Source organism: Pseudomonas nabeulensis (assembly GCF_004682045.1).
GTDB classification, from domain to species: domain Bacteria; phylum Pseudomonadota; class Gammaproteobacteria; order Pseudomonadales; family Pseudomonadaceae; genus Aquipseudomonas; species Aquipseudomonas nabeulensis.
In genome coordinates this window covers 26,857-45,202 of sequence record NZ_QUZT01000058.1, presented here as the reverse complement: position 1 = coordinate 45,202, position 18,346 = coordinate 26,857, and the positions used below count along the sequence as shown (strand labels likewise).

Sequence of the window (18,346 nt, the reverse complement as noted above, 5' to 3'; positions counted from 1 at the left end):
CTGGCATTAGGGCAAGCCCCCTCCCACATTTCGACCTGCGATCGGCCTGGGAAATCTACGGCGCCAATCCTTCCACAATAATGATCTGTGCCTGCCCTACCCCTTCACGATGGGCCTTGGCGTCCTGATACTCAGCCGACTCATAACACGCCACCGCCTGCTCATAGCTATCAAACTCGATCACCACATTGCGCTGGCGTGCCGGCCCGCCTTCCAGCGCTTCGCTACGCCCGCCCCTGGCCAAAAACCGCGCGCCATATTTGGCAAACGCCGCCGGTGCGCGGCTGGTGTACTGCGTGTACTGCTCGGCATCCGTCACATCCACATGGGCAATCCAGTAAGCCTTCATCGGGACATCCTCTTCTTCAAATTTTGTGGTATACCATAATACATACAACCAACAAATCGAGCACCCCACTATGAGCTTCAACAGCATCGCAGAAATCATCGAAGACTACCGCCAGGGCAAGATGGTGCTGCTGGTGGACGATGAAGACCGCGAAAACGAAGGCGACCTGTTGCTGCCCGCTGCGTGCTGCACCGCCGAGGCTATCAGCTTTATGGCGCGCGAAGCCCGTGGGCTGATCTGCCTGACCCTCACCGATGAACACTGCCAGCGCCTGGGCCTGGAGCAAATGGTGCCGAGTAATGGCAGCGTGTTCAGCACCGCCTTTACCGTATCCATCGAAGCCGCCACCGGCGTGACCACCGGCATTTCCGCCGCAGACCGGGCGCGTACAGTCGCCGCAGCGGTTGATCCCGACGCCGGCCCTGCGGACATTGTGCAGCCTGGCCACATCTTCCCCTTGCGTGCCAAGGACGGTGGCGTACTCACCCGCGCCGGGCACACCGAAGCCGGCTGCGACCTGGCGCGCCTGGCCGGGCACACGCCGGCGTCGGTGATCGTGGAAGTGATGAACGATGACGGCACCATGGCCCGCCGCCCCGACCTGGAAGTGTTCGCACGCAAGCACGGCATCAAGATCGGCACCATCGCCGACCTGATCCACTACCGCCTCAGCACCGAACGCACCGTGGTGCGCATTGGCGAGCGCGACCTGCCGACGGTGCACGGCACGTTCCGCCTGATCACCTTTGAAGACCGCATCGACGGCGGCGTGCACATGGCCATGGTGATGGGCCAGTTGCGCCGCGATGAGCCGGCATTGGTGCGCGTGCATGTGATCGACCCGCTGCGCGACCTGGTGGGCGCCGAATACAGCGGCCCGTCGAACTGGACGCTGTGGGCAGCGTTGCAACGGGTGGCGGCGGAAGGCAGCGGCGTGGTGGTGGTGCTCGCCAACCACGAATCCTCCCAGGCGCTGCTGGAGCGCGTACCGCAGTTGACCCAGGCGCCGCGCCAGTTCAGCCGCTCGCAATCGCGCATCTATTCCGAGGTGGGCACCGGGGCGCAGATCTTGCAGGACCTGGGCGTCGGCAAGCTGCGCCACCTCGGCCCGCCCTTGAAATACGCCGGGCTGACCGGCTACGACCTTGAAGTTGTGGAGAGCATTGCCTTTACCGAATGACGGATAACCGGTAAGGCAAAGTGCTTGCACAAAGTTTGGAATACCATAATATGATATTCCATAGACCGAAGGTTTCCGCCAAGTGCACCCGCCAGGGAAAGCACCGATAACAGCTCTTGGCACGGTCGCTTTTGGGCCCTGATGAAAGGCCCCGTTTTACCTACTGCTCCCGATAGGCGGGCATTACCCAGCCCGCTCAATAACAAAACAAATGAGGGCGTGAACATGGTGTTGAACAAACGTGCAACCGCGGTGCTTTTCGCGGGTTTACTGGCCACGGCCAGCCACGCGGCCACGGCGGCCGAAAGCGTCAATTTCGTCAGTTGGGGCGGCAGCACCCAGGATGCGCAGAAGCAGGCGTGGGCTGACCCGTTCAGCAAGGCCAGCGGGATCACCGTCGTGCAGGACGGCCCCACCGACTATGGCAAGCTCAAGGCCATGGTCGAAAGCGGCAATGTGCAGTGGGATGTAGTGGACGTAGAGGCAGACTTCGCCCTGCGCGCCGCCGCCGAAGGCTTGCTTGAACCCCTCGACTTCTCGGTGATCCAGCGCGACAAGATCGACCCCCGTTTCGTCTCCGACCACGGTGTGGGCTCGTTCTTCTTCTCCTTCGTGCTCGGCTACAACGAAGGCAAGCTCGGCGCCGGCAAACCCCAAGACTGGACCGCGCTGTTCGACACCAAGACCTACCCCGGCAAACGCGCCCTCTACAAATGGCCAAGCCCCGGCGTGCTGGAACTGGCGCTGCTGGCCGACGGCGTTCCCGCCGACAAGCTCTACCCCCTGGACCTGGACCGCGCCTTCAAGAAACTCGACACCATTAAAAAAGACATCGTCTGGTGGGGCGGCGGCGCGCAGTCGCAGCAACTGCTGGCCTCCGGCGAAGTCAGCATGGGCCAGTTCTGGAACGGTCGCATCCACGCCCTTCAAGAAGACGGCGCACCGGTGGGTGTGAGCTGGAAACAGAACCTGGTCATGGCCGACATCCTCGTCGTGCCTAAAGGCAGCAAGAACAAAGCCGCGGCGATGAAGTTTTTGGCCAACGCCAGCAGCGCCAAGGGCCAGGCGGACTTTTCCAACCTGACCGCTTATGCACCGGTGAACATCGACAGCGTGCAGCGCCTGGACTCCGTCCTCGCACCGAACCTGCCGACGGCGTATGCCAAGGACCAGATCACCCTGGACTTCGCCTACTGGGCCAAGAACGGTCCGGCCATTGCGACACGGTGGAATGAATGGCTAGTCAAATGAAAATGACGGCAACCACACCGACCGGGAGCGCCCTGGGCGCTGCCGGCGCGGTTCCGGGTAAAGCACTGATGCAGCGCTGGAAAGGTTCGAGCAACCTGATCCCGGCCCTGCTGTTCCTGGGCCTGTTCTTCCTCGCGCCGTTGATCGGCCTGTTACTGCGCGGCGTGCTGGAGCCGACACCGGGCCTGGGTAACTACGAGCAACTGTTCGCCAACTCGGCCTATGCACGGGTGTTGCTCAATACCTTTTCGGTGGCCGGCCTGGTGACCCTGTTCAGCCTGTTGCTGGGCTTTCCGCTGGCCTGGGCGATTACCCTGGTGCCACGGGGCTGGGGCCGCTGGATCCTGAATATCGTGCTGTTGTCGATGTGGACCAGCCTGCTGGCCCGCACCTATTCCTGGCTGGTATTGCTGCAAGCCTCGGGGGTGATCAACAAGGCGCTGATGGCCATGGGCATCATCGATCAGCCGCTGGAGATGGTGCACAACCTGACCGGCGTGGTGATCGGCATGAGCTACATCATGATCCCGTTTATCGTGCTGCCGTTGCAGGCGACCATGCAGGCCATCGACCCGATGATCCTGCAAGCCGGCTCCATTTGCGGTGCGAGTCCCTGGACCAACTTCTTCCGGGTGTTTTTGCCGCTGTGTCGGCCGGGGCTGTTTTCCGGTGGCCTGATGGTGTTTGTGATGTCCCTCGGTTACTACGTCACGCCGGCGCTGCTGGGCGGGGCGCAGAACATGATGCTGCCCGAGTTCATCATCCAGCAGGTGCAATCGTTCCTTAATTGGGGCCTGGCCAGTGCCGGCGCGGCGTTGCTGATCGTTATCACGCTGGTGCTGTTCTACTTCTACCTGAAGCTCCAGCCGGAATCCCCGGTTGGCGCCAGCCACGCGAGGTAAGCCGTCATGCTCCTGACACCCAATGCCATGAGCCGCAGGATGCGCTGGGGCCTCTACACCACCACCGGTCTCATCGGTCTGTTCCTGTTGTTGCCGATCGTGTTTATCGTGCTGCTGTCGTTCGGTTCGTCCCAGTGGCTGGTGTTTCCGCCACCGGGCTGGACGCTGAAATGGTACGGCCAGTTCTTCTCCAATGCCGACTGGATGAACGCGGCGATGGCCAGCCTCAAGGTGGCCGTGCTGACCACCGTGTTCGCCGTGGCGCTGGGCCTGCCGACGGCGTTTGCCCTGGTGCGCGGGCGCTTTCCTGGGCGCGAGCTGCTGTATGGGTTGTTCACCCTGCCGATGATCGTGCCGTTGGTGATCATCGCCGTGGCGGTGTACGCGCTGTTTCTCAAGCTCGGCTACACCGGCACGATGTTCGCGTTTGTGGTCAGCCATGTGATCGTCGCCCTGCCGTTCACCATCATCTCGATCATCAATTCGCTGAAGCTGTTCGACCAGTCGATTGAAGACGCGGCGGTGATCTGCGGCGCGTCGCGCTTGCAGGCGGTGTTCAAGGTGACGTTCCCGGCGATTCGCCCGGGGATGGTCGCCGGTGCGCTGTTCGCCTTCCTCGTCTCGTGGGACGAAGTGGTGCTCAGCGTGATGATGGCCAGCCCGACCCTGCAAACCCTTCCCGTCAAAATGTGGACCACCCTGCGCCAGGACCTGACGCCTGTGATCGCCGTCGCCTCGACGCTGCTGATCGGCCTGTCGGTACTGGTCATGGTGATTGCCGCCGTCGCCCGTCGACGCACTGAAACCCGCGCCTGAGCGCCGAGGATCAAGACATGAGTGCAGTGATCAACGATGTCCCACAGAGCGCCGGCCAACCTTTGGTGAGCCTGCGCAACCTGAACAAGCATTACGGCGATTTTGCCGCCGTGGACAATATCTCGCTGGATATCCAGGACGGCGAATTCCTCACCTTCCTCGGCTCCAGCGGCTCGGGCAAGAGCACCACGCTGTCGATGCTTGCCGGGTTCGAAACGCCCAGCAGCGGCGAGATCCTGGTGAGCGGCCAGTCCCTGGTCAACGTGCCGCCGCACAAGCGCGATATCGGCATGGTGTTCCAGCGTTATTCGCTGTTCCCGCATTTGTCGGTGCGCGACAACATCGCCTTTCCTCTCGCCATTCGAAAACTGCCCAGCGCCGAACGGGACAAACGCGTCGACGCCATGCTCAAGCTGGTGCAGTTGGAACCGTTTGCCCATCGCCGCCCTTCCCAACTCTCCGGCGGCCAGCAGCAACGGGTGGCCATCGCCCGGGCGCTGGTGTACGAACCACGCATTTTGCTGATGGACGAACCCCTCGGCGCCCTCGACAAGAAACTGCGTGAAGACCTGCAAGACGAACTGCGCCAACTGCATCGCCGCCTGGGCATCACCATTGTCTATGTGACCCACGACCAGGAAGAAGCCATGCGTTTGTCCCAGCGCATCGCGATTTTCAGCCACGGCAAGATTGTGGGACTGGGCAGCGGGTTTGACCTGTACCAGAACCCGCCGAATGCGTTTGTGGCGTCGTTTCTCGGTAACTCCAATTTCCTCAAGCTCAAGGCGCAAGGCAATGCTGCCGCTTCATTCGAAGGCCAGTCGCTGTCGATTCGGCTTACGACGGGGCTGCGCACCGAGCAGGATGTGTTGCTGATGGTACGGCCGGAAAAAGCCTTGGCGCTGAGCGTCGAACAAGCCACCGAGCAGCCGTTGGCGGCGGGTTGGAATGAGGTGTCGGCGATCGTCGGCGAGGTGCTGTTCCTGGGCGAGAGCCAGACCTGCACGGTGAAAACCCTCGGCGGGACGTCGATGACGGTCAAGGCGCTGTCTGCTGCGGGGATGCCGCTCAAGGCCGGTGACCCGGTGCGCGTGCGCTGGGCGACGGCGGATGCGTGTGTCTACACCGAGTGGGCGGAAAGTGATCTGAACAAGGCCGCAGGCGCCCACTGATCTGAAGCCATGCAGAGAGCAAATGTGGGAGGGGGCTTGCCCCCGATTGCAGTGGGTCAGCTATAAATTAGCTGACTGATCCACCGCTATCGGGGGCAAGCCCCCTCCCACATTTTGAACAGCGCTTTGCAGGATCAGTGGTTGTAGGCCCGCTCGTTATGCTCGGCCAAATCCAATCCCATTTCTTCCACAGACTCGTGCGCACGCAAGCCGACCACGGCGTTAACGACCTTGAGGATGATCCAACTGACCACAAAGCAATACACCGTGGTCAACAGCACCCCCTTGATCTGCGCAACCACCTGGGCACCCATGGTCACGCCCTCCACCAACCCACCCATGGACGGCACGCAGAACACGCCGGTCAGCACTGCGCCAATCATGCCGCCAATGCCATGCAGGCCAAACACGTCGAGGCTGTCGTCGTAGCCCAGGCGACGTTTCAATACGGTCACGCTCAGGTAGCAGAACACCCCGCACAACAGGCCGATAGCCAGCGCACCACCCACGCCGACATAGGCGCACGCCGGGGTAATCCCTACCAGACCGGCCAACGCGCCGCTGGCCAAACCCAGGGCGCTCGGTTTGCCGACCTTGAACCACTCGGTGAACATCCAGCCGAGAATCCCCGCACAGGCACCCAACTGGGTGTTGAGCATCACGATCCCCGAAGTGCCATTCAAACCACCGCCGGAGCCGATATTGAAACCGAACCACCCGACCCACAGCATCGCCGCGCCGACCATGGTCAGGCTCAGGTTATGCGCGGGCATCGGCGTGTTCTGGTAGCCCTTGCGCTTGCCCAGGATCAGGCACGCCGCCAGCGCCGCCACACCGGCGTTGATATGCACGGCAGTGCCGCCGGCAAAGTCCAGCACGCCCCAGTTGTGCATCAGCGCGCCCGAACCGCCCCAGACCATATGCGCCACTGGCGCGTAGACCAGGGTGAACCAGACCGCCATGAACAGCAGCGCTGCCGAAAACTTCATGCGCTCGGCAAAGGCCCCGGCGATAAGCGCCGGGGTGATGATGGCGAAAGTCATCTGGAAGGTCACGAACACGCCCTCGGGAATATCTCCCACCAGGCTGTCCGGGGTCATGCCCGCGAGGAACGCACGGCTCAAGCCGCCGACAAAACTGTTGAAGGTCACCTGCCCCTCCACCATGCCCGTGCTGTCGACCACCATGCTGTAGCCGTAGATCACCCACAGCACGCCCACCAGACCGGCGATGCCAAAGCACTGGGTGAACAACGACAGCATGTTTTTCGCGCGGACCAGCCCGCCATAGAACAGCGCCAGGCCCGGCAGGCACATGAACAGCACCAGCACGGTGGCGGTGACCATCCAGGCGGTGCTGCCGGTGTTGAGGGTGGGGGTTTCGGCGGCGTGGGCCAGGGGCATGAATGCTCCGGCCACCCCGACAGCAAGAAGACGATTGATCATGTTCAAAGCTCCTGCAATGGGAAGTGTTTGGTTGGGGGATACGGGGCTGTTGTGGTGAATGGTTTTGTAGTGAGCGGGCTTGCCCCGCGCTGGGTGGCGAAGCCGCCCTAAACCCAGGCACCGCGGTATTTCAGGAAAATCCGGGTGAGTGGATTTGGGGCGGCTTCGCCACCCGGCGCGGGGCAAGCCCGCTCACTACAAGGTCAGTAGCCTGAGCCGGGGATCCAGCCAGTACCCGCCAACGGCACGCGCGCCATCGCCGCTGACTCCACCGTCAACGCCACCAGGTCCTCAGGATCCAGGTTATGCAGGTGCGACTTGCCGCACGCCCGCGCCATGGTCTGCGCTTCCAGCACCATCACCCGCAGGTAGTTGGCCAGGCGGCGTCCGCCTTCCACCGGGTCGAGGCGCTTGGACAGCTCTGGGTCTTGAGTGGTGATGCCGGCCGGGTCGCGGCCGTTTTGCCAGTCGTCGTAGAAGCCGGCGGCGGAGCCAATTTTTTTCAATTCTTCGTCCAGACGCGGATGGTTGTCGCCCAGCGCAATCAACGCCGCCGTGCCGATGGCCACCGCATCCGCGCCCATCGCCATGGCCTTGGCCACATCCGCGCCGTTGCGGATGCCACCGGACACAATCAACTGCACCTTGCGGTGCATGCCCATCTCCAGCAACGCCTGCACCGCCTGCGGAATTGCCGACAGAATCGGGATGCCGACATGTTCGATAAACACTTCCTGGGTCGCCGCCGTACCGCCTTGCATACCGTCGAGCACGATCACATCGGCCCCCGCCTTCACCGCCAGCTTCACGTCGTAATACGGGCGGCTGGCACCGATTTTCACGTAGATCGGTTTTTCCCAATCGGTGATCTCGCGCAGTTCGGCAATCTTGATCGCCAGGTCATCCGGGCCGGTCCAGTCCGGGTGGCGGCAGGCACTGCGCTGGTCCACGCCGATGGGCAAGGTGCGCATGCCAGCCACGCGTTCGGTGACTTTCATGCCCAGCAACATGCCACCACCGCCGGGCTTGGCGCCTTGGCCGAGGACGATCTCGATGGCGTCGGCCTTGCGCAGGTCATCGGGGTTCATGCCGTAGCGGGACGGCAGGTATTGGTACACCAGGTGTTGCGACTGGCCGCGCTCTTCCGGGGTCATGCCGCCGTCGCCGGTGGTGGTGCTGGTGCCGGCGATGGTCGCGCCACGGCCCAGGGCTTCCTTGGCATTGGCCGACAGCGCGCCGAAGCTCATGCCGGCGATGGTCACCGGGATCTTCAAGTGGATCGGTTTCTTGGCAAAGCGGTTGCCGAGGATCACATCGGTGCCGCACTTCTCCCGATAGCCTTCCAACGGATAGCGCGACACGCTGGCGCCAAGCAGCAGCAAGTCATCGAAATGCGGCAGCTTGCGCTTGGTGCCACCGCCGCGAATGTCGTAGATGCCGGTTTCGGCGGCACGCTGGATTTCCTGGATGGTCAGGCGGTCGAAGGTGGCCGACTCGCGCAATACCGGAGTGTGTTGTTCGCTCATGTTGAAGCTCCTGGATCAGTACGCGGACGCGTTATCGACTTTGAAGTTGTACAGCTGGCGGGCCGAACCGTAGCGTTTGAAGTCCGCCGCCTGATGGGCGAAACCGGCCAGGTCCAGCAGGGCTTGCAGTTCTTGCAGGTGCTCGCTGCGCATCTCTTTTTCGATGCAGTCCGAACCCAGGGACTCCACCGTGCCTTTGACGTAGATGTGGGTTTCATACAGAGAATCCCCCAGCGCATCGCCGGCATCGCCGCACACCACCAAACGCCCGGCCTGGCCCATGAAGCAGCTCATATGACCGATGCTGCCGCCCACCACAATGTCGATGCCCTTCATGGAGATGCCGCAGCGCGCGCCCGCGTCGCCCTCAATCACCAGCAAGCCGCCATGGGCCGTGGCCCCGGCCGCCTGGGACGCGCTGCCTTTGACGCGCACCGAGCCGGACATCATGTTCTCGGCGCAGCCCACGCCGACGTTGCCGTGTACGGTGATCGACGCCTGTTGGTTCATGCCCGCGCAGTAGTAGCCGGCGTGCCCCTCGATATCGATGGACACCGGTTGGTTTACGCCAACGGCCAGGTTGTGCTTGCCGTTGGCATGGGTGACGCGCCACTCGCTGTCAATGGACTGGCCGTGCAGCGCTTGGTTGAGGTCACGCACGCTGGCGGTGGAAAGATCGATGGTTTTCATGTGCGCTCCTTAAGCCTGGCGTTCCCAGAGGTATAACTTGGCCGGTGCCGGCTCCCAGATACGGGCATTTTCGATGCCCGGCAGGCTCGACAGCGCCTGGTATTCGGAGGCCATGGCCACGTAGTCGTCGGTCTCGGCGAGGATCGCCGGTTTGCACGCGATAGGGTCGCGGATCACCGCAAAACCGTTGCGCGTGCCGATGGCGAAGGTGAAGAAACCGTCGAGGTCTTCCAGGGCATGGTCCAGCGCGTCCTTGAGGGAATCGCCCTGTTGCAGGCGCCAGGTCAGGTAACCGGCGGCGACTTCGGTGTCGTTGTCGGTTTCAAACTGAATGCCCTCGCGCTTGAGTACCTGGCGCAAACGGAAGTGGTTGGACAGCGAGCCGTTGTGCACCAGGCACAGGTCGGCGCCGGTGGAAAACGGGTGGCTGCCTTCCATGGTCACCGCGCTTTCGGTGGCCATGCGGGTGTGGCCGATAATGTGGCTGCCTTGCATCTTTGCCAGGCCGAAGCGCTGGGAGATTTCCTCAGGCAGGCCCATGCCCTTGAGGATCTCGATGCTTTGCCCGGCGCTCATGATGCGCACGCCCGGCGCCAGTTCCGCCAAGGCCTGGCGCGCAGCCGCCTCGTCGGTGTGCACCTTCAACACGGCGGCGCTGGCGTTCTGGAACCAGTCCAGCGAACAGCCCAGGCGCCCTTCCAGCTCGCCCATCAGGGCCTGCCAGTCAAAGGTGTCAGTGGTGGCTTGCAGGGTCAGCTTGACCCAGCCGTCGGCGACTTCATCGCCGTAGATGGCAAACCCGGCGCTGTCCGGACCACGGTCGGTCATGGCTTGCAGCATCGGTTCAAACAGCTGGCCGAGCTGGGGTTCCAGCTTGGGGTTTTTCAGGTACAGGCCTACGATTCCACACATAACAAGTCTCCGTCACACGGTGTCAGAAAAATTCGGTGTAGCGCTGGATTTCCCAGTCGCTCACATGGCGGCTGTATTCCACCCATTCCATGCGCTTGAGGCGGATAAACTCCCCCACGATCTGCGGGCCCAGCACTTCGGCAAACAGCGGGTCGGCCTCCAGCGCGTCGCAGGCCTCCTTGAGGGATTGGGGCAGCGTCTTGATGCCTCGCGCGGCGATCTGTTCGAGGCTCAGGCTGTAGAGGTTTTCGTTGCAGACCTGGTCGATTTCCAACTGGCGGTCGATGCCGTCCAGCCCGGCGGCGATGATCGCGGCGCTGACCAGGTAGGGGTTGCAGCCGGCATCCGGCAGGCGGAATTCCAGGCGCCCGTAGGGCACGCGGACCATGGCCGAACGGTTGTTGGCACCGAAGGCAATAAACGCCGGCGCCCAGGTTGCGCCGGACAACGAATTGCCAACGACCAGGCGCTTGTAGGAGTTGACTGTCGGCGCGGCAAACGCACACAGCGCCGGGCCGTGGGCCAGCAAACCGGCGGCGAAGTGATAGGCGAGTTTGGACAGGCCCATGCCGCTGGGGTCGCTGGCGTCATGGAACAGGTTTTTGTTGTCGGCACTGCTGATGGATAGGTGAAAGTGCATGCCATTGCCAGCGCGCTTCGGGTCCGGCTTGGGCATGAACGAGCAGATCATGCCCAGGTCATTGGCGATCTCGCCAGCGGCCATGCGGAAGAAGGTGAAACGGTCGGCCGAGGTCAGCGCGTCGCTGTAGGTGTAGTTGATCTCGAACTGGCCGTTGGCGTCTTCGTGGTCGATTTGATAGACCTCGAAATCCACCGCTTGCAGGGCTTCGGTCAGGCGCTCCAGGAACACCCGCGAGCGGGACAAGCCCTTGTAGTCGTAGCAGGGCTTGTCGAGGTTATCGCTGGCGTCCACCAGTTGCAGCTTGCCGTGCTCGTCGCGGCGCATCAGGTTGAATTCCGGCTCCAGGCCCGTATTCAGCGTCCAGCCCTTGTCTTGCAGGCGCTGCACCTGTTGTTGCAGGACGTAGCGGCTGTCGTAGGGGTGAGGCTTGCCGTCCACATGCCCGACGCACACCACCCGCCCGTAACCCGGCTGCCAGGGCACCGGGGTCAGCGTGGATAAGTCGCCCCGCGCCATAAAGTCCGGCCCGTGGGGCTCCATGCCCATGCCGCTGATGGCAAACCCGGCAAACCCCGCGCCCTCTTCCGCCACCGTCTTCAGCCCGCAGATGGGCACCGACTTGGTCTTGGCGGCGCCGTGTATATCTACAAACTGAGCAAGCACGTATTTGATCCCGTGCTTGTCGATGATGCGCTGGGTTTCTGCTGGCAACATTGCTCGTCACTCCTGGCAAAAAAGCTGGATGGGCCACACCGTCTTTTTATTCCTAAAAAGAAAGTTAGTTTCATCACAGGAATGCAATAGCCTTGCCAGATTCGCCAGCGAATGCCGCAGTGAGCGCAATTGTGCGATATATATGGGAATATTCTTTTCCCCTCGGGAATATGCGCCCCGAGGGTTGGCCGCCAAGAGCCGTGGATTGCACTTTCCCAGTGCGAAACTAATATTGCTGAACGGAAACCGTGCAGGACGTGATGACGATGCCCACCGAAACCGCCCCACGCCTCAAGCTCGAGCAATACCTGGGCTTGCAGATCAAACGCCAGCGCCAGGCCCAGGCGTTGAAGTTGTCTGACGTGGCGAAAATCGCCGACATCAGCCAAGGCATGCTGAGCAAGATCGAAAACGCCCAGGTCTCCACCAGCCTCGACACCTTGAGCCGTCTGTGTGATGTGCTGGGCTTGCCGCTCTCAAAGCTGTTCAGTGAGTACGATCAGCAGGATGGCAGTGCGTTATTGGTCAAGGCTGACCAGGGCATGGAGGTGGTGCGGCGCGGGACCGAGAAGGGGCATACCTATCATCTGCTGAACCATACGCGCGGGCCGAAGAAGAGTTTCGAGGCGTACATGGTGAGCATGGATGATGCGAGCGAGGAATTTCCGACGTTCTCCCACCCAGGCACGGAGTTTTTGCATTTACTGGAGGGGGAGCTGATTTATCGGCATGGCAATCAACTGTATCGGATGGAGGCTGGGGACAGCCTCACGTTTGAAGGTGAGGTGCCTCATGGGCCGGAGCAGTTGGTGCGGGTGCCGATTCGGTTGTTGTCGATTATGAATTATGGGGATAAGGAGTGATTGAGTTACCTGATCCAGAAATATTTGATGAATGCCATGACCACCCAAATGTAGCCAAGCCGGTAAGGCCATAGCGCCCATCGTTTAAGCGACAAAGGCACTGATGCCAGTTCCGCCTCGGTCACGACGCCTGCTTTCAGGTGGCGCTTTGAGAGACGCATGAAGTCGATCATCAGTCCCATGCGATGGAACCTGTCGATTCGCCGGTTTCTTCCCCAGAAACGCTTATGTCGACGAACCGTTTCATTTTCACTGAAGTAGCTTTCCAGCTCGTCGAGCTTTTTGTACTCGGCAAATAGCATCAATCCCAAGATAACGAACGTGCTGGCAAACAACACAATCGTGTAAATCAGAACAAACGACATCGTTAAGCTCCCTCTGGTTGAAATAAAAAAACGCCATCAACCTCTACGACCTCTCCCCCCAAAAAAGCGCCGCCATCCCCAAGAAAAGAGCCTCCTGCATAGCCTCCCGCAGCGCCGCCGATTATCCCGCAGCGGAGCGCACCGGTGCCTTTAGTCGCAATACCTAATACAACTTTACAAAGAGTACGGGTTAAATCAGCGCCAAGTTTCCCACCGACAGTCGCCCCCGCCACACTCCCCACCAACCGCCCCGTCTCCACATACTTCGCACTCCGACACTGCGCCTCCCGCCCCGTCACACACGCCTCCTTGATCTCCAACCCCGCCGCCCCCACGTCCATCGCCAATCCCACGTACGTGCCCTTGCCCAACCACTTCGAGACCTTCGCAACCGCCCCGATCCGTTCGGCATACCCGGCAATTTCGCCTTTGTGCAAATAGCTGTTGGTCGAAATGCCCAGCACCTTCTTCAACGACTGGTTACCCCGCAGCCCCGTGCCAAAGCGCGCTGCACCCCGTAGTTGGGTGTCCAACAGCTGAAACAAAACCTGCCGTTGGCGAATGAATGCGTCGCGCCCCAGCTCACCCGTTTTCATTCGTTGATGCAGCCGCTCGATTTCATCCAGGGTCTGCACCACGTCATCCAGATGCCGCGCCCAGGCGGATGTCGCACTGCCGACGCCGAGGGAGCCATACGTCAGCAGGCTTTGCAGCAGGTCGTAGTCATTGAGTACCGCTGTTCCGGTCGAGGCGTTTCGTTCCAGCTCACGCCGCACTTGCTCGGCATGGCGCATCAACCAGGCTTCTTCCCTGGAGCATTCCACGCTGTAGGCATCGGGAATAATCACCAGTTGCCCCGGCGTCACCAACCCGGGCCGCAGGTGGCGGTTGAGCACATCAAAATGATCGGAGCGCGGGCGGCTCAACCCTCGCCCCATCAGGAGCGATTTCAGGCTGTCGTAGTCGATTGTCTGACGGTTGATAAAGCTCTGTGCCATGCCCTGCATCCCGAGTCGAATGAGCGATGGCGTCGGAATATAAGCAAGCAAACAGGGCCCGGGCGCACGCCGGGAAGGCCAAACGAAAAAAGGGAAGTTGCCTACCTGGAGAGGAAAAACTGACTACAGAAAAATGCCCGGCAAAGGCCGGGCATTGGGGTCAACGCGCTGATCAGTCGGTATAACCGAGCTTCACCGCCCTGCTCCGCTGGGTTTTCTGACGTGTCGCCAGGCAGTAGTACAACGGGCAGGTCACCACCAACCCCACCAGCCACGACAGGTCGGCGCCGTCCACCAGGTTGGCCCACGGCCCCACGTACAGCGACGTATTGGCGAACGGCAGTTGCACGATGATGCCGATGAAGTACGCGACGATGGCGTGCAGGTTGAAGCGCCCGTAGATCCCGCCATCGGCCTGGAAGATCGAGGCGATGTCGTAGTGGCCGCGCTTGATGATGTAGAAGTCGATCAGGTTGATCGACGCCCACGGCACCAGCACCAGCAGCAGGGCGAGGATCAGGCCGATAAATTGCGAGATGAAATCCGCCGACGCCCCCAACGCCACCATGCAGCACGCGGCGAGGATCACGCTGGAGAGCACCACGCGCACCTTGATGCTGGGGGTCCAGTGGCTGGCAAACGTCTGGATCGAGGTGATGATCGACAGCACCGCGCCGTACAGATTCAGGGCGTTGTGGCTGATGATATTGAGCAGGAACAACACCATCAGGATCGGCCCCAGCCAGCCGGTGGCTTGCTTGACCGCGACCATGGCTTCGGTGCCTTCGGGCGTGGCCAGTGCCGCCACCAGGCCAAAGGCGAACGACAGGATGGTGCCGAGGGTGGCGCCCAGGTAGGTGGCGATAAACGGCCGGGTGATGCCGATATCCGCCGGCAGGTAGCGCGAGTAGTCGCTGGTGTACGGCGAAAAGCTGATCTGCCAGATCACCCCGAGGGACACGGTAGCCAACCAGCCGGCCAGGTTGAAGCCGCCACGGCTGAGAAAGTCCGCTGGCAGGTCATGGGCGAAGATGTAAATGAAGCCCGCGAGCAATGCGCTGCCCATCACCCAGGTGCCGATGCGGTTCAAGGTATGGATAAAGCGGTAGCCGATCACGCCAATGGCCGTGGCGCTGAGGGCGCCGATCAGGATGCTGGCCGGCACCGGCACTTCCGGGACGATGCCGACGATGGACTTGCCCGCCAGCACGATATTGGAAATGAAAAAGCCGATGTAGATGAGTGCCGCGAAAAACACGATCAGCAGCGCGCCATAGCGCCCGAACTGACCACGGCTCTGCACCATCTGCGGAATACCCATGCGCGGGCCCTGGGCCGACGCGAGGGCAATCACGATACCGCCGAGCATATGCCCGAGGGCAATCGCCAGCAGCCCCCACATCAGGTTGAGATGAAACACCTGGGCCACCATGGCACCGGTGACGATGGGCAGCGGCGCGATGTTGGTGCTGAACCATAAGGTGAACAAGTCGCGGGCCTTTCCATGGCGCTCTGCGAGGGGAACGTAATCGACCGTGTGATTCTCGATCAAAGGGTCTTGCCGTGACATCTGGGGCATGGAAATGAACTCGCGTTGGTCTGATCTTATAGTTGTTTGACGCCAAACCGGGGGAGCTCTTCGGCGACCCCTCAGATGAACACCATATTATGGTATTCCAACATTTTCACAAGACTGATCCGTAGTCTAAACGCCCATCTGATCCGCAATTGTGCCACAGGGCTGCCGCTCGACTCTGCCCTTAACCCCCGTATTTATTGGTTATAAGACCAAAGGCGCACGTTCATCGGGTGGTTGAAAAAGCTGTTGCAAGGATTGTATTACGGTATACCATCAGACCTACAAACTCATAAAAACCCGCAACACCGCCAGAGGACCGCCCCATGATCGATGCCGCCATCTACAAACAAGTGATGGGTTCGTTTCCGTCCGGAGTCACCGTGATCACCACCCTGGATGACGACGGGCAAATCGTCGGGCTGACCGCCAGCGCGTTCAGCTCATTGTCCATGGACCCGGCCCTGGTGTTGTTCTGCCCCAACTACAGCTCGGATTCGTACCCGGTGCTGATCAAGAACAAGCGCTTTGCCATCCATGTGCTGTCCGGCGGGCAGCAGAATGAGGCCTATGCCTTTGCGCGCAAGGGCAAGGACAAGGCGCAAGGCATCGAATGGACGCTGAGTGAATTGGGCAACCCGATCCTGGCGAATGCCACGGCGGTGATCGAATGCGAGCTGTGGCGTGAATATGAAGGTGGGGATCACGCGATCATGGTGGGGTCGGTGAAGAACCTGATCGTGCCTGCGCAGGATGCCGGGCCGATGGTGTATTGCAATGGGAAGATGGGGGCGTTGCCTTTAGTGGCCTGACCGCCATTTTTAAAGTCACTACAAATCAAACTGTGGGGGGGCGGTGCGACGATTCGACTTGCCCCCGATGGCAGTGGTTCAGTCAACATATCTGTGGCTGATACACCGTCATCGGGGGCAAGCCCCCTCCCACATTTGATTGCATTTCAAAGAATAGAAAGCGGCACGACTCAGGTCCTGAACCGGCTGACCAACTGATTCAACGTCTGCGACAACGCCGTCAACTGCTGCGCGTCCTGGCGGGTGGAGTCGGCCAGGCTTGCCACCAATTGCGCATCCCCGTGAATCTGGCTGATATGCCGGTTGATGTCCTCGGCCACCTGGTGCTGTTCTTCTGCCGCCGTGGCAATCTGGGTGTTCATGTCGCGGATCACGTCCACCGATTCACGGATCAAACCGAAGCTGGCCCGCGCGTCATTGATCGACACCACGGTCTCCTGAGACACCTCCAGGCTCGCGTGCATCTGCTTGCCCATCTGATGGGTGCGGCGCGCCAGGTTGCCCAAGAGCCCGTCGATCTCGCCGGTAGAGTCCGCCGTGCGCTTGGCCAATGCGCGCACTTCATCCGCCACCACGGCAAACCCACGGCCTTGTTCACCCGCACGCGCCGCTTCGATGGCGGCGTTGAGCGCCAGCAAATTGGTCTGCTCGGCGATGGAACGGATGGTGCCAAGGATCGACTGGATATCGTTGCTGTCGCGCTCCAGCTGTTCCATGGCTTGGGCGGAATGGCCGATCTCTTCACTCAAACGCCCGACGCTGCTCACCGCCGCGTCAATCTGCTGCTGCCCGGTATGGGCCTGGCGTTGGCCGTTGTCGGCCGAGTCCGCGGCCTGGCTGCACGAGCGCGCCACCTCGTTGGACGTGGCGACCATCTCATGGAACGCCGTTGACACCATGTCTACCGCCTCGCGCTGGCGCTCGGCAACCTCGGCCATTTCCACCGACACTTCCGTGGCACTGCCGGAGCTACTGTGGATCTGCCCGGCTGCCTGGCCGATACGCTGGATCAACGTGCGAATCGCCTCCAGGAACTGGTTGAACCAGCCGGCGAGTTGCGCCGTCTCATCGCGACCTCTTACGTCCAGACGTGCCGTGAGGTCGCCTTCACCCAGGGCGATGCCTTCCAACCCGCTGGCCACGCCGCGAATCGGCTTGACGATCAACCCGGCAAACCACGCCCCCACCACGGCAAACACCAGGCCACACACCAACGCAATCGCCGCGATCAACCAAGTCAGCCGCGCCGCGCCGGCCATCACTTCGCTCTCGCGCACCAGCCCGACAAAGCGCCAGCCCAATGCCTTGGACGGCCACACCAGCGCCATATAGCGCTCGCCTGCCAGTTCCACCTGCACCAAGCCTTGGCCGGCTTCGCTCAACTGGCGATAGCCTTCGCCCAATTCACCGAGCTTCTTGAAGTTGTGGGACGGGTCATGGGGGTCTACCAACACGGTGTTGTTGGCTTCCATCAACATCAGGTAACCGCTCTCCCCCAACTTGATCTGCTTGACCAGGTCGGTGAGTTGCTTGAGGGACACGTCAATGTTCACCACGCCGCTGCGGTCGTTGAAACTTTGCACGGTACTCACCAGCACCACATCATCGGCCGCCCAGTAATAGGCCTCGGTGCGCAGGGTCTTGCCCGGTTGCGCCATGGCGGTCTTGTACCAGGGCCGCGTGCGTGGGTCGTAGCTGGCAAGCGCTGGGTCGCCGGGCCAGAACACATAGCCGCCGTCTTCGGTGCCTAAAGAGAGGTAGGTGTAGGCCGAATGACTCTTGGCCAACCCCTCGAACAATTTGAACAGTTGTTGGTCGTGCTCGCCGGGCGCGATCTGCGCCGCATCGCTGGCCAGGTAGCGCTTCACCTGGCCATTGATGCCCTGCAATTGCGGGTGCGCCGCCAGGTAAGCGACGTTCTGGCTGATGCCTTCGAAAAACAGCTGCATGGCATTGTCGACCTGGCGAATCTCACGCCCGCTGCTGTCGACAAATCCGTCCCGAGCGTCCTGGCGCACATTGAGGATAATCAGCACCGCTACCACTATTACCGGCAGGCTGGCGATCACCGCAAAGGCCAGGATCAGTTTTTGTTTTATGTTCATCGAGCTCGCCTTCCTTGTGAGGTGAGT

Annotated in this window: 17 protein-coding genes and 1 pseudogene; 7 read left to right on the top strand and 11 right to left on the bottom strand. The window is 61.3% G+C overall.

The genetic code is table 11. The annotated features are described in order from the left end of the window. Window positions 1-55 precede the first annotated feature (55 nt). Window positions 56-349, bottom strand: coding sequence for a DUF1330 domain-containing protein (locus DYL61_RS24315; protein WP_135310448.1), 294 nt, complete (start codon window positions 347-349; stop codon window positions 56-58). A gap of 70 nt (window positions 350-419) precedes the next feature. On the opposite strand from DYL61_RS24315, the gene ribBA reads away from it, so the two are divergent. The 5 genes from ribBA to DYL61_RS24290 all read left to right on the top strand — a co-directional run bounded on the left by ribBA (window position 420) and on the right by DYL61_RS24290 (window position 5,670). Further along, window positions 420-1,529 carry a bifunctional 3,4-dihydroxy-2-butanone-4-phosphate synthase/GTP cyclohydrolase II gene (gene ribBA, locus DYL61_RS24310; RefSeq protein WP_135310447.1) on the top strand — a complete coding sequence of 370 codons (1,110 nt, stop codon included), beginning with the start codon at window positions 420-422 and terminating at the stop codon, window positions 1,527-1,529. A 225-nt stretch (window positions 1,530-1,754) separates the two neighbouring features. After that, the gene (locus tag DYL61_RS24305; RefSeq protein WP_135310446.1) at window positions 1,755-2,780 is read left to right on the top strand and encodes an ABC transporter substrate-binding protein; all 1,026 of its coding nucleotides are present in this window, start codon (window positions 1,755-1,757) and stop codon (window positions 2,778-2,780) included. Then, window positions 2,777-3,682, top strand: a complete 906-nt coding sequence (locus DYL61_RS24300) for an ABC transporter permease (protein ID WP_135310445.1) — start codon at window positions 2,777-2,779, stop codon at window positions 3,680-3,682. The genes DYL61_RS24305 and DYL61_RS24300 overlap by 4 nt, the downstream gene beginning before the upstream one ends. A 6-nt stretch (window positions 3,683-3,688) precedes the next feature. Further along, complete coding sequence (locus tag DYL61_RS24295; protein ID WP_105699141.1) at window positions 3,689-4,498, top strand: ABC transporter permease; 810 nt, start codon at window positions 3,689-3,691, stop codon at window positions 4,496-4,498. 17 nt (window positions 4,499-4,515) lie between these two features. Then, the gene (locus tag DYL61_RS24290) at window positions 4,516-5,670 is read left to right on the top strand and encodes an ABC transporter ATP-binding protein (protein ID WP_135310444.1); all 1,155 of its coding nucleotides are present in this window, start codon (window positions 4,516-4,518) and stop codon (window positions 5,668-5,670) included. Between the two features lie 134 nt (window positions 5,671-5,804). Here DYL61_RS24290 and DYL61_RS24285 read toward each other — a convergent pair whose 3' ends face one another. The 5 genes from DYL61_RS24285 to glnT all read right to left on the bottom strand — a co-directional run bounded on the left by DYL61_RS24285 (window position 5,805) and on the right by glnT (window position 11,600). After that, a complete protein-coding gene (locus DYL61_RS24285) occupies window positions 5,805-7,115 on the bottom strand; it encodes an ammonium transporter (protein WP_135310443.1) in 1,311 nt (436 codons plus the stop codon). A 203-nt stretch (window positions 7,116-7,318) separates the two neighbouring features. Next, a complete protein-coding gene (locus DYL61_RS24280; protein WP_135310442.1) occupies window positions 7,319-8,641 on the bottom strand; it encodes an FMN-binding glutamate synthase family protein in 1,323 nt (440 codons plus the stop codon). 15 nt (window positions 8,642-8,656) lie between these two features. Next, window positions 8,657-9,331 carry a GltB/FmdC/FwdC-like GXGXG domain-containing protein gene (locus DYL61_RS24275; RefSeq protein ID WP_105699137.1) on the bottom strand — a complete coding sequence of 225 codons (675 nt, stop codon included), beginning with the start codon at window positions 9,329-9,331 and terminating at the stop codon, window positions 8,657-8,659. A gap of 9 nt (window positions 9,332-9,340) precedes the next feature. Next, complete coding sequence (locus DYL61_RS24270) at window positions 9,341-10,243, bottom strand: class II glutamine amidotransferase (protein ID WP_105699136.1); 903 nt, start codon at window positions 10,241-10,243, stop codon at window positions 9,341-9,343. A 22-nt stretch (window positions 10,244-10,265) separates the two neighbouring features. Further along, the gene (glnT, locus tag DYL61_RS24265; protein ID WP_135310441.1) at window positions 10,266-11,600 is read right to left on the bottom strand and encodes a type III glutamate--ammonia ligase; all 1,335 of its coding nucleotides are present in this window, start codon (window positions 11,598-11,600) and stop codon (window positions 10,266-10,268) included. A 266-nt stretch (window positions 11,601-11,866) separates the two neighbouring features. Between glnT and DYL61_RS24260 the strand changes: the two genes are divergently transcribed. After that, a complete protein-coding gene (locus DYL61_RS24260; protein WP_167497995.1) occupies window positions 11,867-12,463 on the top strand; it encodes a helix-turn-helix domain-containing protein in 597 nt (198 codons plus the stop codon). 5 nt (window positions 12,464-12,468) lie between these two features. Here the strand turns inward: DYL61_RS24260 and DYL61_RS24255 are convergent, their stop codons facing one another. From DYL61_RS24255 to DYL61_RS24245, 3 genes are all read right to left on the bottom strand, one after another. Continuing rightward, window positions 12,469-12,828 (bottom strand): hypothetical protein, encoded by a 360-nt coding sequence (locus tag DYL61_RS24255; protein WP_135310440.1) that lies wholly within the window; start codon window positions 12,826-12,828, stop codon window positions 12,469-12,471. Window positions 12,829-12,830: 2 nt separating this feature from the next. Then, window positions 12,831-13,826 carry a hypothetical protein gene (locus DYL61_RS24250; protein ID WP_135310439.1) on the bottom strand — a complete coding sequence of 332 codons (996 nt, stop codon included), beginning with the start codon at window positions 13,824-13,826 and terminating at the stop codon, window positions 12,831-12,833. Between the two features lie 172 nt (window positions 13,827-13,998). Further along, entirely contained in the window at window positions 13,999-15,405 is a 1,407-nt protein-coding gene (locus DYL61_RS24245; protein WP_135310438.1) for a purine-cytosine permease family protein, read from the bottom strand. 323 nt (window positions 15,406-15,728) lie between these two features. Here DYL61_RS24245 and DYL61_RS24240 point away from each other — a divergent pair, with 323 nt between their 5' ends. Next, on the top strand, window positions 15,729-16,214 hold the full coding sequence (locus DYL61_RS24240) for a flavin reductase family protein (protein ID WP_135310437.1): 486 nt from the start codon (window positions 15,729-15,731) through the stop codon (window positions 16,212-16,214). A 170-nt stretch (window positions 16,215-16,384) separates the two neighbouring features. On the opposite strand, the gene DYL61_RS31970 is transcribed toward DYL61_RS24240, so the two are convergent. Beyond that, a complete protein-coding gene (locus tag DYL61_RS31970) occupies window positions 16,385-17,089 on the bottom strand; it encodes a methyl-accepting chemotaxis protein (RefSeq protein WP_420825090.1) in 705 nt (234 codons plus the stop codon). Between the two features lie 201 nt (window positions 17,090-17,290). After that, window positions 17,291-18,319, bottom strand: a pseudogene (locus DYL61_RS31965) (cache domain-containing protein); the annotation flags it as partial. Window positions 18,320-18,346: the final 27 nt, after the last annotated feature.

What these genes read in the sequence shown, in the direction of transcription:
- DYL61_RS31970 (WP_420825090.1), bottom strand. Translation starts at nt 17,089, where the DNA reads ATGGTCGCCACGTCCAACGAGGTGGCGCGCTCGTGCAGCCAGGCCGCG.
- DYL61_RS24245 (WP_135310438.1), bottom strand. Translation starts at nt 15,405, where the DNA reads ATGCCCCAGATGTCACGGCAAGACCCTTTGATCGAGAATCACACGGTC.
- DYL61_RS24285 (WP_135310443.1), bottom strand. Translation starts at nt 7,115, where the DNA reads ATGATCAATCGTCTTCTTGCTGTCGGGGTGGCCGGAGCATTCATGCCC.
- DYL61_RS24315 (WP_135310448.1), bottom strand. Translation starts at nt 349, where the DNA reads ATGAAGGCTTACTGGATTGCCCATGTGGATGTGACGGATGCCGAGCAG.
- DYL61_RS24290 (WP_135310444.1), top strand. Translation starts at nt 4,516, where the DNA reads ATGAGTGCAGTGATCAACGATGTCCCACAGAGCGCCGGCCAACCTTTG.
- DYL61_RS24305 (WP_135310446.1), top strand. Translation starts at nt 1,755, where the DNA reads ATGGTGTTGAACAAACGTGCAACCGCGGTGCTTTTCGCGGGTTTACTG.
- DYL61_RS24300 (WP_135310445.1), top strand. Translation starts at nt 2,777, where the DNA reads ATGAAAATGACGGCAACCACACCGACCGGGAGCGCCCTGGGCGCTGCC.
- ribBA (WP_135310447.1), top strand. Translation starts at nt 420, where the DNA reads ATGAGCTTCAACAGCATCGCAGAAATCATCGAAGACTACCGCCAGGGC.
- DYL61_RS24240 (WP_135310437.1), top strand. Translation starts at nt 15,729, where the DNA reads ATGATCGATGCCGCCATCTACAAACAAGTGATGGGTTCGTTTCCGTCC.
- DYL61_RS24275 (WP_105699137.1), bottom strand. Translation starts at nt 9,331, where the DNA reads ATGAAAACCATCGATCTTTCCACCGCCAGCGTGCGTGACCTCAACCAA.
- glnT (WP_135310441.1), bottom strand. Translation starts at nt 11,600, where the DNA reads ATGTTGCCAGCAGAAACCCAGCGCATCATCGACAAGCACGGGATCAAA.
- DYL61_RS24270 (WP_105699136.1), bottom strand. Translation starts at nt 10,243, where the DNA reads ATGTGTGGAATCGTAGGCCTGTACCTGAAAAACCCCAAGCTGGAACCC.
- DYL61_RS24280 (WP_135310442.1), bottom strand. Translation starts at nt 8,641, where the DNA reads ATGAGCGAACAACACACTCCGGTATTGCGCGAGTCGGCCACCTTCGAC.
- DYL61_RS24255 (WP_135310440.1), bottom strand. Translation starts at nt 12,828, where the DNA reads ATGTCGTTTGTTCTGATTTACACGATTGTGTTGTTTGCCAGCACGTTC.
- DYL61_RS24295 (WP_105699141.1), top strand. Translation starts at nt 3,689, where the DNA reads ATGCTCCTGACACCCAATGCCATGAGCCGCAGGATGCGCTGGGGCCTC.
- DYL61_RS24260 (WP_167497995.1), top strand. Translation starts at nt 11,867, where the DNA reads ATGCCCACCGAAACCGCCCCACGCCTCAAGCTCGAGCAATACCTGGGC.
- DYL61_RS24250 (WP_135310439.1), bottom strand. Translation starts at nt 13,826, where the DNA reads ATGGCACAGAGCTTTATCAACCGTCAGACAATCGACTACGACAGCCTG.